General features: G+C 61.9%; 11 protein-coding genes and 1 pseudogene. 8 read left to right on the top strand and 4 right to left on the bottom strand.

All coding sequences use genetic code 11. From position 1 onward, the window contains the following. Positions 1-131 precede the first annotated feature (131 nt). A complete protein-coding gene (locus ACV7JO_RS17345) occupies positions 132-899 on the bottom strand; it encodes an SDR family NAD(P)-dependent oxidoreductase (RefSeq protein ID WP_470355920.1) in 768 nt (255 codons plus the stop codon). A gap of 69 nt (positions 900-968) precedes the next feature. Between ACV7JO_RS17345 and ACV7JO_RS17340 the strand changes: the two genes are divergently transcribed. The 5 genes from ACV7JO_RS17340 to ACV7JO_RS17320 all read left to right on the top strand — a co-directional run bounded on the left by ACV7JO_RS17340 (position 969) and on the right by ACV7JO_RS17320 (position 4,988). Further along, the gene (locus ACV7JO_RS17340) at positions 969-1,481 is read left to right on the top strand and encodes a TspO/MBR family protein (RefSeq protein ID WP_470355919.1); all 513 of its coding nucleotides are present in this window, start codon (positions 969-971) and stop codon (positions 1,479-1,481) included. A 403-nt stretch (positions 1,482-1,884) separates the two neighbouring features. Next, the gene (locus ACV7JO_RS17335; protein ID WP_470355918.1) at positions 1,885-2,988 is read left to right on the top strand and encodes a metal ABC transporter substrate-binding protein; all 1,104 of its coding nucleotides are present in this window, start codon (positions 1,885-1,887) and stop codon (positions 2,986-2,988) included. Further along, the gene (locus tag ACV7JO_RS17330) at positions 2,985-3,770 is read left to right on the top strand and encodes a metal ABC transporter ATP-binding protein (protein WP_470355917.1); all 786 of its coding nucleotides are present in this window, start codon (positions 2,985-2,987) and stop codon (positions 3,768-3,770) included. The genes ACV7JO_RS17335 and ACV7JO_RS17330 overlap by 4 nt, the downstream gene beginning before the upstream one ends. Next, positions 3,767-4,774: a metal ABC transporter permease gene (locus tag ACV7JO_RS17325; RefSeq protein WP_470355916.1), complete on the top strand. Its 1,008-nt coding sequence runs from the start codon at positions 3,767-3,769 to the stop codon at positions 4,772-4,774. Before ACV7JO_RS17330 ends, ACV7JO_RS17325 begins: the two co-directional genes overlap by 4 nt. A gap of 58 nt (positions 4,775-4,832) precedes the next feature. Further along, positions 4,833-4,988, top strand: a complete 156-nt coding sequence (locus ACV7JO_RS17320) for a hypothetical protein (protein WP_470355915.1) — start codon at positions 4,833-4,835, stop codon at positions 4,986-4,988. Positions 4,989-5,028: 40 nt separating this feature from the next. On the opposite strand, the gene ACV7JO_RS17315 is transcribed toward ACV7JO_RS17320, so the two are convergent. The 3 genes and pseudogenes from ACV7JO_RS17315 to ACV7JO_RS17305 form a co-directional block, all read right to left on the bottom strand. Then, the gene (locus ACV7JO_RS17315) at positions 5,029-6,864 is read right to left on the bottom strand and encodes an SLC13 family permease (protein ID WP_470355914.1); all 1,836 of its coding nucleotides are present in this window, start codon (positions 6,862-6,864) and stop codon (positions 5,029-5,031) included. A 190-nt stretch (positions 6,865-7,054) separates the two neighbouring features. Further along, complete coding sequence (locus ACV7JO_RS17310; RefSeq protein ID WP_470355913.1) at positions 7,055-8,182, bottom strand: tyrosine-type recombinase/integrase; 1,128 nt, start codon at positions 8,180-8,182, stop codon at positions 7,055-7,057. Positions 8,183-8,544: 362 nt separating this feature from the next. After that, positions 8,545-10,220, bottom strand: a pseudogene (locus tag ACV7JO_RS17305) (transposase). A gap of 306 nt (positions 10,221-10,526) precedes the next feature. On the opposite strand from ACV7JO_RS17305, the gene ACV7JO_RS17300 reads away from it, so the two are divergent. The 3 genes from ACV7JO_RS17300 to ACV7JO_RS17290 all read left to right on the top strand — a co-directional run bounded on the left by ACV7JO_RS17300 (position 10,527) and on the right by ACV7JO_RS17290 (position 13,386). Next, on the top strand, positions 10,527-10,895 hold the full coding sequence (locus tag ACV7JO_RS17300) for a response regulator transcription factor (RefSeq protein ID WP_470355912.1): 369 nt from the start codon (positions 10,527-10,529) through the stop codon (positions 10,893-10,895). A gap of 176 nt (positions 10,896-11,071) precedes the next feature. After that, positions 11,072-11,980, top strand: a complete 909-nt coding sequence (locus ACV7JO_RS17295; RefSeq protein ID WP_470355911.1) for a hypothetical protein — start codon at positions 11,072-11,074, stop codon at positions 11,978-11,980. Further along, a complete protein-coding gene (locus ACV7JO_RS17290) occupies positions 11,977-13,386 on the top strand; it encodes a glycosyltransferase family 2 protein (protein WP_470355910.1) in 1,410 nt (469 codons plus the stop codon). The genes ACV7JO_RS17295 and ACV7JO_RS17290 overlap by 4 nt, the downstream gene beginning before the upstream one ends. The last annotated feature ends 82 nt before the right edge of the window (positions 13,387-13,468 follow it).

Genomic DNA, 13,468 nt, shown 5'->3' with positions numbered 1-13,468 from the left:
TAACTACACAAAACGGTTCCGATTATTAGGCGGGCCGAAAACACGCCGACGGCGCGGTACGGGCGCGTCAGCCCCTTTCGCCCGGTGAACCGCTTCGCGTTCCGGGACCGCACGGGCTCGGCGTCGACCGCTCAGTCAGCCGCCTGACCGCCGTCTATCGGCAACGTCTGTCCGGTGATGTACGACGCGTCCGCCGAGCAGAGGAAGACGACCGCGCCCGCCATCTCCGCCGGTTCCGCCTGTCGCCCCATCGGAACGTCGACCATCGCGGACGTGTCGAAGGGCAGCGCCGACGGGTCGCGCCCGCCGGTCATCCCGCGCTGGATGTTCGTCTTCGTCGGGCCGGGGGCGATAGCGTTCACGCGGACGCCCCGCGAGGCGTACTCCAGCGCGACCGTCTTCGTCAGTCCGACGACGCCGTGTTTGCTTGCCGAGTAGCTGGCGAGTCCACCCATTCCGACGAGCCCGGCCTCCGACGCCGTGTTGACGACGGCACCGCCGTCCTGTGCTATCACGGGCAACTCGGCTTTCAGGCACGTCCAGACCCCCTTCAGATTGATGTCGACGAGGCGGTTCCACTGCGACTCCTCGATGTCGGTCACCTCGTCGAAGCCGGTGAGGACGCCCGCGTTGTTGTGTGCGAAATCCAGACCGCCGTAGCTGTCGACGGCGACCGACACCATGTTCTCGACCGACTCCGAGTCGGTGACGTCGACCTCGACGAACGTCGCGTCCCCGCCGGCGTCCGCTATCAGGTCGACTGTCTCCCGGCCGCCGTCGGCGTTGACGTCCGCGACGACGACGTTTGCTCCCTCCTCGGCGAACCGCCGCGCCGACGCCCGTCCGATGCCCGAGGCCGCTCCCGTCACGACTGCCGTGTTGCCGTTGAGTCCGTCCATAGCGTCTCTCCGGTTCGGAGTGAATAGTCAGTGAATAATAAATTTATCTCGGGGCACACTTCACCACTCATGGCATCCCTCTCGGCACGTCTCCGCGAACTGCCGCGCGAGCGCCCGGTCCTCGCGCTCGCAATCGCCGTCCTGACCGTCGAACTCGTCGGCGCGTCGGGTTCGGTCTTCACCGTACAGGGGCTCGACCCGTGGTACGCGACCCTCCGGCGGCCGGCGCTCGCTCCCCCGAACTGGGTGTTCGGGCCGGTCTGGACCGCGCTGTTCGCGCTCATGGGCGCTGCGCTGTGGCTCGTCTGGCGACAGGCCGGGTCGTCGCCCCGCGAGGTCCGGGTCGGTTTCGCCGTGTTCGCGCTCCACTTCGTCTTCAATCTGGGCTGGTCGGCGGTCTTTTTCGGTGCGCGGGAGATCGGCTGGGGGCTGGCGGTAATCGCGCTCCTCTGGGCGCTCATCGTCGCGACGATGTGGGCCTTCGCCCGCGTCGACCGGCGCGCGGCGCTCTTGCTCGTCCCGTACCTCCTCTGGGTCTCGTTTGCCGCCTCCCTCAACTACCGCTTCTGGGTGCTGAACTAGCCTGCCGTCCGGACCACGGGGCCGGACGGCGACGTTCTCCCCGCGGCGTCGGCCTCGGCCACCACTTCTCGGAGGGCCTCGTGAAACGCGTCGTCCGCGGTACCCGCGGGTACGTGCCGCTCGTCGGGTGGAGCGCTACTCTGCTCGGGTTCGGTGCTATCGTCGTCTTTCGGAGTCATGTGTCGTTTCCCGGGGTGGGCGAAAGACCGCCGGCGTCGAGAGTCGCTACCTGACATGTCGGGGCCAACCGAGGGGGGCGACACGCGTCTTCTGTGGACGAAACTGGGCACGTAACGGTATATAAATGTGGGTCGCTGGGCATGGTCCGTGAATTATTAGACCTGTCAAAATAATAGATTCGATAGAAAGTACTATATTATTTGTACCACCAACATCAAATAGGATGGCAGACCAAATCCAGTCGACGTCCGAGTATCGTCTCTCACGAAGACACGCCATCGCTGCAGGGGCCGGACTACTCACTACCAGCCTCGCCGGGTGTACGACCGGTGAGGGAGACACGAGTGACGGCGGCGCTGGGGACGGGACCGGTACCGAGAACAGCGGGGCGTCGGGAGACGGGCCGTCCGTCGCGGTCGCCTCGTTTTTCAGTTTCTACGATTTCGCGCGTCACATCGTCGACGGGACGCCGGTCAGCGTGGAGAACCTCGTTCCGACCGGCCTCCACGGCCACGGCTGGCAACCCAACGCCAGCGTCACCCGACGGATAATCGAGGCCGATGCGTTCATCCACGTCGGTCCGGGGTTCCAGCCGTGGGCCGACCGCGCGATTCAGACGATTCAGGACGACGACGTCGACACCCGGCTCATCAACGCCCGTGAGGGAGTCGCCCTCGTCGACCTCGCTGCGACTCTCGACCCCGACGAGGAGGGCGTCGGTGAGCAACGGGGGAAAGACCCCCACTTCTGGCTCGACCCGCGACGTGCGAAGACCTCGATCGATAACATCACCGACGGGCTGGCCGAACTCGTACCGGACCGAGAGGGCGCGTTTCGGGACAACGCGGAGACCTACACGTCCGAGACGATCGACCGCATCGACGCGGACTATCAGGCGATTTTCGACGCCGCCGACCGCGACGTAGTCCAACTGGCGGCACACAACGCCTTCCAGTACATCGGCGTGCGGTACGGGGTCGAGATGCGCCCGCTCGTCACCAACTTGGCGGCGAGCGGCGATGTCGCGCCGGAAGACATCCGCCAAGCACAGGACGTTATCGAGGAACACGACATCCGGTACATCGCAAACGGCGTCTTCGAGGCGCGCCGTCCCGCCGTTCAGCTAATCGAGGAGACCCGAGCCGAGGCGTACTTCCCGGTAACGCCGTACGCAGGCGTCCGCGAGGACTGGGTCGAGGACAACTGGGGGTACGAAGAGATCGCCTACAACATCAACATGCCGACCTTCGAGGTCGTTCTCGGCAACGAACCGCCCGCGGAAGCCCGCCCCGACGGCTGGGCGAACGAGTGGAGAAACTTCGAATGAGTACACACCCCGATACGCGAGCGACGCCGGACCAATCGCGTGGCCAGCCTTCCGTCATCGAACTCACAGGCGTCGACTTCGGATACGCGGCCACACCCGTGGTCACAGACATCTCGCTCCAAGTCGACCCCGGCGAGTACGTGGCCGTGGTCGGCCCCAACGGTTCGGGAAAATCGACGCTAATGAAGCTGATACTGGGGCTTCTCGAACCCGACGACGGCGTCGCACGGCTGTTCGGCGAGCCGTCACACGCGTTCGACGACGGCTCTCGGATAGGCTACGTCGCCCAGCACGCCAGCGCCTCGAAGGCGATGCCGATTACCGTCCGGGAAGTCGTCAAAATGGGTCGGTTCCCCCACGTCGGCTTCGGGTTCCTCTCCCGAGCGGACTGGGAAATCGTCGACGACGCGCTCGAGACGGTCGGGATGACGGCGTTCGCGAACCGCCGGGTCACGCAGCTCTCGGGCGGACAGCGCCAGCGGGCGTTCATCGCCCGCGCACTCGCGAGCGAAGCCGATCTGCTCGTCCTCGACGAACCGACCGTCGGCGTCGACGCCGAGTCGGTCGAGGCGTTCTACGGATTGCTCGAGGCGCTGAACGCCGACGATATCACCGTCTTGCTCATCGAGCACGACCTGCGCGCGGTCACGAACCAAGCCGAGCGCGTCGTCTGCCTCGACGGTGAGATATACTTCGACGGACCGACCGACGAGTTCGTCGACAGCGACGCACTCGCCCGTGCGTTCGGGACCGCGGCAGCTATCACGGGTGACTCGGAGTGATCGAGCCGGTTCTCATCCCGCTACAGGGCGGGGGGCTCGATGCGATACTTACCCCCCTGTACTGGATTCTGTCGTTCTGGTCCGGGATACTGTCGTGGCTCGCTGACGTCACCGGGCTCGAACTGCTCACGTACGGGTTCATGCACCGAGCTATCCTCGTCGGGCTCTGCATCGGCGTCATGGCCCCGCTCATCGGGACGTTCCTCGTCCACCGGCAACTCGCGCTCATCGGCGACGCCCTCGCACACACCGCCTTCGCCGGTGTCGCCGTCGGATTGTTCCTCAACGCGGTCATCGACCTCGGGGTGACGCCGTACCTGACTGCCGTTGTCGTGGCGATGGTCGCCGCGCTGTTTATCGAACTCATCTCCGAGGCGACCGACGCCTACAACGACGTCTCGATGGCGATCGTCCTCTCGACGGGATTCGCGCTCGGGACGACGCTCATCAGCATCAACGCCGGCGGACTGACCGTCAGCGTCGACCAGTACCTGTTCGGGAACCTCTCGACGGTCACACAACAGAGCGCCGCAATCCTGCTGGTACTCTTTGCCGTCATCGTCGGCGTCGTCACACTCACTCGGAACCAGTTGCTCTACGTCACGTTCGACGAGACAGCTGCGGAGGTATCGGGGCTCTCGGTGAACTGGTACAACCGAATCATGGTGATGCTGACCGCGCTGGTCGTCGTCGGCGCGATGCAGATAATGGGTGTCATCCTCGTCGCGGCGATGCTGGTCGTCCCGGTCGCCGGCGCGGCGCAGGTCTCCCGGAGCTTCAACGCGTCGCTGCTCGTCTCGATCGTCCTCGCCGAACTGTCCGTCCTCCTCGGCATCGGCGTCGCCTACTACGCCGGTGCGACTGCCGGCGGCGTGGTCGTCCTCGTGGCCGTCGCCATCTACGTCGTCGCCGTCGTCGTCGGGAAGGTACAGACGGCGCTCGGAGCGGAGTCGACCCCGGAGACAGGGAGCATCGAGTCGGGAAAGAAACCGACCGGCGACTGACCGAAACGCGGTCAGAAAGCGAACCGCGCCGCTCCGAGACACGCACTCGACAACTCCGATGGACTCCTCGGACGCCACGCCGCCCGCAACATCCGAACCGGCCACGTCGTTGACGCCGAAGATGGAGGACGACCTCCGTCGCATCTATCGGCTCCGACAGGGGTCGGCGAGTCGCGTTTCGAACTCGGACCTCGCCGACCCCCTCGATAAATGATGAAGCGGTATATGGTTTATCACGTCGTGGGCGAGTCCTCTCAGACGCCCCAGAAGAGCGTGATGCCGCCGACCGTTACCACCGAGAGGAGCAGTTGCAGCGGCGCACCGATACGGAAGTAGTCGCCGAAGCGATACCCCCCGGGGCCGTAGACGAAGAGGTTCGTCTGGTAGCCGACGGGGCCGAGAAACGTCGTGCTCGCGGCGAAGGTCACCGCCAGGACGAAGGCGAACGGGTTGGCTCCGAGGCGGGCCGCCGAGGCGGCCGCTACCGGGACGAGCAGGACGATGCTCGCGTTGTTGCTGATGACCTCGGTGATGAGTCCCGTGGCGATGTAGAACAGCCAGAGGACGACGACGACAGGAAGTGCCGCACCGAACGCGACGACCTGCCCGGCCAGAAACGTCGCCGCGCCGGTGCGTTCGAGCGCGATTCCCAGCGGAATCACGCCGGCGAGCAGGAAGATGATGTCCCACTCGACCGCGTCGTAGAGTTCGTTCGGTTCGAGGACACCGGCCAGTACCATCGCCACCACCCCGGCCAGCGCCGTCACGAGGATGGGAAGCACTTCGAGCGCGGCGAGGCCGACCACCCCGACCATGATGCCGACTGCCAGCGGGGCCTTCTCCGTCCGGTAGTCCGGCTCTCGGGGCTCGCGCGCGACGATGACGTCGGGGTCGCGGCTGAGGCGCTCGATACCCGCCTCCGACACGTTGACCAAGAGCGTGTCCCCGACGCGGAGGCGACGGCCAGCGATGCGGTTGACCACTCCGTCGCTCCAACTTCGAACGCCGAGGACGGCCGCCCCGTACTCCGTCCGGAACAGCTCGGGGTCGAACCGCTCGCCGACGAGCCGCGAGTCCATGGCGACGACCAACTCGACCAGCGTCCCGGTGTCGCCCGATTCGAGCGCCGCCGTTCCGGACCCGCTGACGACGAGCCCGGGAATCTGTGGCCCCCCCGCGACGACTTCCCGATTGGTCCGGACGACGAGTACGTCGCCCCCGTCGAGTCGCTGCTCCTGTCTCGGCGCGACGGTGTCCCGGCCCTCGCGGACCAGTTCCACGACGTCGACGTCCGGGCCCAGCGCCGCGGTCACCGCTTCGACGGAATCGCCGACGAACCGCGATTCGGGGCTGACCGCGAGTTCCGTGACGTACTCGCCGACCTCGTACTCCGCCAGATAGTCCGCTTCCGGCGGGACTCGCGCCGGTAGCAGTCGGTAGCCGACGAAGACGAGGTACGCCCCGCCGACGAGAACGACCAGCACCCCGAGTCTGGTGAACTCGAACATCGAGAAGGCGTGCAGCTCCGGATAGCGCCCGGCCAGTCTCGCGCTCACGTCGCTGGCGAGGATGTTCGTCGAGGTGCCGACGAGCGTGAGCATGCCGCCGAGCTGTGAGGCGTACGACAGCGGGATGAGCAGCTTCGACGGCGAGGTCCCGCCGCGGTTGGCGACGTCGGTGACGACCGGAACGAGCAACGCGACCACCGGCGTGTTGTTCAGGAAGCCCGAGACCGGCCCCGCGACGCCGACGGTCGCAAACAGCTGTCGCCGGAGGTTCGTCCCGGCGAACTCGGCCATCCGGCGGCCCAGTCGTTGGACCAGTCCGGTCCGGCTGACGCCCGCGCTCAGAATGAGCAACGCGAGGACGGTGATGGTCGCCTCGTTGGAGAACCCGGAGATAGCTTCGTCGGGCGAGATGGTCGTCCACGGTTCGAGCAGCGTCAGGACCAGCAAGACGACGATGGCCGTCACGTCCACCGGCAGCGCCTCTGTGACGAACAGCACGAGGGCCAGCAACACCACCCCGAGAACGACGGTGATGTCCGTCGAGACACCCGCTTGGAGCAACTGCCCGTGGGCCCAGCCCATCGCTGATGGGTTCCGGTGTCGGACGCAAAGTTACCGTTCGGTTATCGACGCGTCCGGCTGTCTACCGGCGGCCTCGGCCCCGCTGTCCGCCGATTACCGGCGGAGTCGGACGCGAACGAATCTTCGGTCGGTAACGGCAGCCTAGTCGTCCTCGCCGTCGATTCCGTTCCCGACCGCCACGGGGAACGTGCTACGAGTCGTGGCTCTCGAACGCCTCGCCGGTCGTCTCCGCCTGCTCCGAGGCCAACACGTCCGCGTACCGCTCCTCGAAGACGCGAACGGAGTTCCCGAGCTGACGAGCGCCGGGGTCGGCCCCCTTCTCCTTTGCGAGGACGCGACCGACGCCGCGGCGGGCTCCGTGGGGTTCGAGGTACGCCTCGTCGACGTCGATGTCCGCGGCGTCGGTGAGCGTCCGGAGCAGTCGCCGCGCCCCGTCGGCGGTCATCGCCGGCGGCGAGCCGTCGGCGGCCCGCAGCGCGTCGAAGATGCTGGCGTACCCGTCGAAGCCGTCGGTCGGACACCCCGCCTCACGCAGCGCCTCGTACAGTGACGGGTAGTGCAGCGTCGGAACCACCGGCCAGTCCGGGGCGGGCGAGAGGACGGTGGCCCACCGCTCTAGCGCCGGCCGGGCCTGTGGCGGCACCGACCGCGTCTCCCAGTTCTGGGTCTTGCCGAGGACGGTGACGCTCTCGTAGCCGTCGCCGAGGTCGCCCCACTGCGCTCCGACGCGGCGGTCGTCCTGCGAGTTCGCGAACAGTTCGCTCGCTCGCAGCCCCGTGTAGGCCAGACTGTAGACGACTGCGCGGTCCCGGACCGGCTTGTACGCGTCCGTGCCGTCCTGCGTGATGGCCGCGCGGGCCCGTTCGTCGACGTGGAACAGCAGTTGCGTCCGTTGTTCGCGCGTCCACGACTGCTGGCGCTGTTCCTTTCGCGTGTCGGCCTCTGGCAGAAGTTCGCGGGCCGTCTGCTGGTTCCCGTAGTGTTCCGGCACGAGCCCTTCCCGCTGTGCCCAGCCGACCCACGCGGAGACGTAGTCGAAGTACTTCCGCACCGTTCGGGCCGAGAGGGCTCCGTCCAGCAGTTCGTCCTGTACGTACTCGCGCAACACCCGGGCGTCGATTCCCCGGAGGGTTCGGATGTCGCGGCCGGCGAGGTAGTCGATGAACTTCGTGAGTTCGCGCTCGGCGTTGCGACGGTAGGTCCCGCTCTGGTTGTCCCGTCCCTTCCCGCGTGAGAGCAGGTAGCGGTCGCGGGCACTCGTGAGGGCGTCTGGGCGGCCGTCCTCGGCCGCTGAATCCCCGGATTCGTCGTCTGGCATCGGGTCGGCTTCACCGAGGGCACGGTGTCCCATAAATCCACTCGTGATTCTCACGTGAATCACGAGTGGACACGATTCCGATAGATTCCGGGCGTACAGTACGCTAACGCTCTTGCGGCGTCTTTTCGTGCATCTATAAATCTCATGCCGCTATATTCAATCGATTCCCGGGGAAGTTGAGACTACACCGGGTTTAGCGGGGCTGTGATGCGTGATGTCGGGCGGTTTTTCGAGGCGAAGCTGCTTTGAATCTCCTCTCGATGGTCTTCTCGTGTCGCACTACCAACTGGACTTGTGAATTTCCAAGATTCCCGACAGCGTTGCCACTCAGGAATCCGTACTGGCCCGAACAGAGGACCGCCCTATCCAATTCCGGTCTCCTTCTTCAACAGCGTCAGCGTATTGTCGGCCGTCACAATAGGCGAGTGCTCGTACTCGTCGGTTAATTCAACCTGCACGAGCAGATCGACCGCTCGCCAGATAGAGTACAGCAGACACGCAAACGCGAAGTAGAAGAATCGAAGCCCGAAATCCTTCGACGTCGTCGCTGCCATGAACCGTTTGATCGACCGATAGCCACTCTCGATTTCCCACCGGTAGCCGTACTCCGTGAGGTGCCCACTCCCGCAATTCGTCATGAACACCGAGTACTGCCGGTGGTCGTCGTGCTCGGAGTCCTCTTTCCGGCGGTAGATCAGCGTCGTCTCGTGCCACTCGTTCTTCCCGAGGTGGAGCTTCCGGTCGGTCTCGTATCGGTCCCGGTCACGCTGGAGCAATCGCTTGGCCTGGGCTTTCTCGCTAGTCTGCATCCGCTTCGGAACGACGTAGGAGAGCCCTCGCTGGCTGATCATCTCCAGGACGTGCTGGCTATCGAACTCCCGGTCCATCAGCACGTTATCGACGTGAACGAGGTCCTCAGCCGAATCGAGCAAGTCTTCGACGATTTCCAGTCGTGTCTCCCCCTTTCGGACGGGGCGCGCGTCCAGCACGATTGGGACGGCATTGCCGACCAGCTGTACTGTCGCCCACTGGTAGGCGTATTGGTCACTCTTCTCTTTCGTTCCGATGATTTCGTCTTCGTAGCCCGTCCTGTACCGGTGAAAGGGTCGGCTTCGGTAATGTCGATGGCGACGACTCCGGCTCGAAAGAACTGCTCTGTCTCCGCAACTTCGTTTAGGAGCCGAGTGGTGGCCTGCTGGTACATCGCTCGAATCTTTTCAATCGAGAGGTCTCGAATCTGCTCCCGATGAGCGTGCCCCAGCGGTGTCCGATCCCGAGTCGACTCGTAGAGGAAACTACGAGCACCTTCGTTTGCAGCCAGCCGCTCGCGAAGTCCGAGATATGTCTGCAGGCCCCAGTAGGCGTTCTCGTGGATCTCACAGCCCTCTCCACGGTCCAGAGAGAACGCGGGAAAGACGACACGGCTGACGTGCTTGGTGACTCTATCGGCGTTGTCTAGAATGGCTCGATCGTCTGGAACCGATTCGTCCACGTCATCGCCACGAGCCGGGAGGATCTGCTCCGGTTCGCGGGGGACGATGACGTCGGCGTTCTGCGCTTTGATGAGGATCGTTCGAGCCGCTTTCTGGACCGTCTCGCGAAGCTCATCGCTGAAGCGCGTGTGCCAACTGCGCCAGAGTGTCGATTGGTCAGGCACTGTCTCCAGCCCAAGCCGCTCGCAAAGTTCCGGATGACTTTCGAGGTACTCGTAGAGTGCTGTTTCGTGCTCCCATCCGTGAAGTTCTTTCAGAACGAACACGCGAAACAGGGTGTCCATCTCGTAGTGTGTCGGACTCTCGTAGCAGTCGTGGGTCTCGAATTGGAAGTAGGTCAGCGGAAGTTCGAAGACGAACTGCTCAACAGAGATGTGCTTATCGTGGGCGAACCAAGCTCCTGAGACAATCCGGACGTCCGATTCTAATCCGGCAAGTGAGGTGCGATCGTACAACGGTGTCGAATCGTACGCTGGCCACTCAACGTACGACCGTCGTGCAATTTGTCGAAAGACGGTTCTCCGGGATTCAGTAGTAATGGGCACTACCGGACAATCGCTATGGCTCCCTCAATAACAAGTCTACATCTAACCAAAAGGCCGGACCCGTACAGAAGCTAACGTTTTATTTGTGCTCTTTTGATTTAGTCGCTTCCACGCACCCCAGTTTGGAGATGTCACCAGCTTCGCTTGCCGAGGCAGCCTCTTTTTCGATCGAAGGACAGTATCACGCATAATGTATTTATAGACTGTCCATCCAAAGCTAACTTGAGAAACATAAACAGCACGCAATTGGAGACTCATCCAAACACATATTGTAATAGAACGATTACTTCTAGGAACTCACTACGGATGCATTCTATCCTAATTGCTGACGATGACGAAGAGATGCGTGAACTGCTTAAATTCAAATTACAGGGTGGATACGAAGTCACTGCCGTGAGCGATGGCGAAGAGTGTTGGAGCTTTCTTGTAACAAATTCAGATAACCTCCCGGATTTGATGGTTCTCGATGTCATGATGCCCGGGTTGAACGGGTACCGGATTCTCGATAGAATGCAAAACGACGATCGCTTCGATGAGGTGGATGTGATCATGCTAACATCACGCGGGAAAAAAGACGATATCGTTCGCGCACTTGAGTCCGGAGCTACCGACTACATGACAAAGCCGTTCTCAGCGAATGAACTCATCGCACGAATCAAGAGAGTGCTTGAATGAGTGGTATCTCCGGCATTTCTTTCGATATTTTGATACTGCTCAGTTCTATCATAACGGTTCTACTTGCCGTCATTGCGATACTCACGATCTCTAAGTCAATTGTATTGAGACGTAGAGATCGACGTGACACCGAAGTAAGATCAAGTGTTCGGCAGACACTTCTCGGACGAATGGAGATGGAAGACCCAGAATGGCAAGAGTGGGTCGAAGGTCTAAGTGTATCTGAACGACGTGTTGCCACTGAACTGCTAGAAGAATACCTTCAGCGAATTCGTGGACGTGATCGAGCGGTCCTGCAACAACTCGGCTACGCGCTTGGGGTCGATCAACGGGCCCGGCGTAAACTTCGTGTTGGCGATCCTTTCGAACGCCGCTGGGCACTGCATTGGATTGCCCGTCTCGATATCGATATCGAAATAGAGACGCTCCAGATCAGTAGTGGAGACTATCCAGAAACGAGAGCTGCAGCAGCGCGAGTGCTCTTCGAGCAGGAGCGTCCGGAAGCAGCACGAACGGGTACCGAGTTACTACTGCAGGGGCCGAAGCCACTGTCTGTTCTCGGCATCGATACACTCTATCAACTCAATAAGCTCTCGCCTGAGCCACTGGTTTCAGCTACGAAAAGCTCGTACGATGAGTGGGACGAATCGCGACTCATTCAGGTGTTACAGGTGATCGGTGAAGCAGGTCCCTCGAAGCCGGATACAGCTCTTGGGTGGATTGGTTTTCTGTTCTTGAGTGAGTCTCCGAAGGTCCGAGCGGCGGCAGCGCAATCTCTCTACGGGTACGGGTGGCACGATGATGTTCGATCTGCAGTCGATATCGACCAAGTGCGAACAGACGAGTCCCCGCAGGTCCGACAGGCAGTCTATGGAATGCTCGGAACATGGGAGGATGACGCGTCAACGAATGCACTCCTCGACGCTGTCGGAACTGAATCGGATCCGCGGGCGGCGATTGACGCGATTACCGCTCTCGGAGAGCGGGCCGAACAGATCCCCGAAAGCGAACTCAGCACTCCCAGTTCGGCAGCCAGAGACTGGGTTGTTGCTTCGACGTATACGAACAAGGAGGCCACACAGTGACGACCTTGAGCGATATACTACTGTTTGTCGGCTGGGTCGTGCTAGGGTATTACCTGTTGGTCAACGGTGTGTATCTGCTGGTACATATCGCAGCACTGTACGAACTCCGTGCCGATCTGAAGAAACAGGCCGCAGGAACGATGTTCCAGCGGTTTTCCTCACCTTTCTTTCCGGGCGTAACCGTCGTAGTTCCCGCGTACAACGAGGAAGCCGTAATCGTCGAATGCGCCCAGTCGCTGTTGAATCTCAACTATCCAGAACTCGAAATTATCGTCGTCAATGATGGCTCAGACGACACGACCCTCTCTCGGCTCCGCTCAGCGTTCGATCTCCAGCCGATCGACGCTCCAGTTCCGTTCGATGTCCCGAGCGAACCGATCGAAACCGTCTATCAATCCACTGATGCGAACAACCTAAAAGTCATCGACAAAGAGAATGGAGGGCGAGCTGACGCGGTAAATGCCGGTATCTGGCTTGCCGAGCAGCCACTGTTCTGTACGGTCGACGCCGATTCGATTATCGACAGAGACGGACTACTGCAAGCAGTCGAACCGTTCTTGGAGCAGCCGGAGGAAACCGTCGCCACCGGTGGGACGATTCGTGTCGCAAACGGGTGTACAATCGAGAACGGCACTATCGATTCAGTCGGCCTCCCGAGTAACCGATTGGCTGGCATCCAGACGATGGAGTACCTCCGGGCCTTCTACTCGGGGCGACTCGGACTCGACCGGTTGAACGCCTTGGTTTTGATCTCTGGAGCCTTTGGCGTCTTCCGAACGGATCTCGTCCGCGAGGTCGGTGGCTACGAAACCGACAGCGTCACCGAAGACTTCGAGTTGACCCTTCGGTTGCATCGCTACCTTCGAGAGCAAGGCCGCGATTACAACGTCGAATTCGTCCCGGAACCAGTCGTCTGGACAGAAGTCCCGGAATCGCGCACCGCGTTCAGTCGACAGCGACGACGCTGGTATCGTGGGCTTCTCGATACGATGACTCGGCATCGACAGATGGTCGGTCGGCGACGGTACGGATCACCCGGGCTATTCGGGTATCCCGCGTTTCTGCTCGCCGAAGTGCTTGGACCGCTCGTCGAAGGGTTCGGCTACGTGATCGTACCACTGGCGTTCGCGATCGGGGCAGCAGATCTATCGTTCGTACTCATGTACTTCGGGATCACAGTCGGTGTCGGAGTGTTTCTGTCCTGGTTTGGCATCCTCAGTGAGGTGTGGAGCTTCAGACGATACGATCGACCGAAACAAGTAATTCGACTGTTAGGCATGGGAATCATCGAAAACTTCGGGTTTCGTCAGTGGAAGACACTGATCGCATGGCGGGGGCTATACGAATATATCCGTGGAGACACATCGTGGGGAGAGATGCAGCGCTCCGGTTTTGACGCCGACTAGCGAGTGCGATTCTACTCAGGACAATCATCTTCACTCGGGATATCGCGAACGAGAACTGGCCCAAACAATTGATAAAAGAATA

This window comes from Haloarcula sp. MBLA0138, assembly GCF_055632455.1.
This window is presented reverse-complemented; position numbering and strand designations above follow the sequence as displayed.

Coding starts and splice junctions, on each gene's coding strand:
- ACV7JO_RS17315 (WP_470355914.1), bottom strand. CDS start 6,864: ATGGGCTGGGCCCACGGGCAGTTGCTCCAAGCGGGTGTCTCGACGGAC.
- ACV7JO_RS17330 (WP_470355917.1), top strand. CDS start 2,985: ATGAGTACACACCCCGATACGCGAGCGACGCCGGACCAATCGCGTGGC.
- ACV7JO_RS17345 (WP_470355920.1), bottom strand. CDS start 899: ATGGACGGACTCAACGGCAACACGGCAGTCGTGACGGGAGCGGCCTCG.
- ACV7JO_RS17335 (WP_470355918.1), top strand. CDS start 1,885: ATGGCAGACCAAATCCAGTCGACGTCCGAGTATCGTCTCTCACGAAGA.
- ACV7JO_RS17340 (WP_470355919.1), top strand. CDS start 969: ATGGCATCCCTCTCGGCACGTCTCCGCGAACTGCCGCGCGAGCGCCCG.
- ACV7JO_RS17310 (WP_470355913.1), bottom strand. CDS start 8,182: ATGCCAGACGACGAATCCGGGGATTCAGCGGCCGAGGACGGCCGCCCA.
- ACV7JO_RS17300 (WP_470355912.1), top strand. CDS start 10,527: ATGCATTCTATCCTAATTGCTGACGATGACGAAGAGATGCGTGAACTG.
- ACV7JO_RS17295 (WP_470355911.1), top strand. CDS start 11,072: ATGGAAGACCCAGAATGGCAAGAGTGGGTCGAAGGTCTAAGTGTATCT.
- ACV7JO_RS17320 (WP_470355915.1), top strand. CDS start 4,833: ATGGACTCCTCGGACGCCACGCCGCCCGCAACATCCGAACCGGCCACG.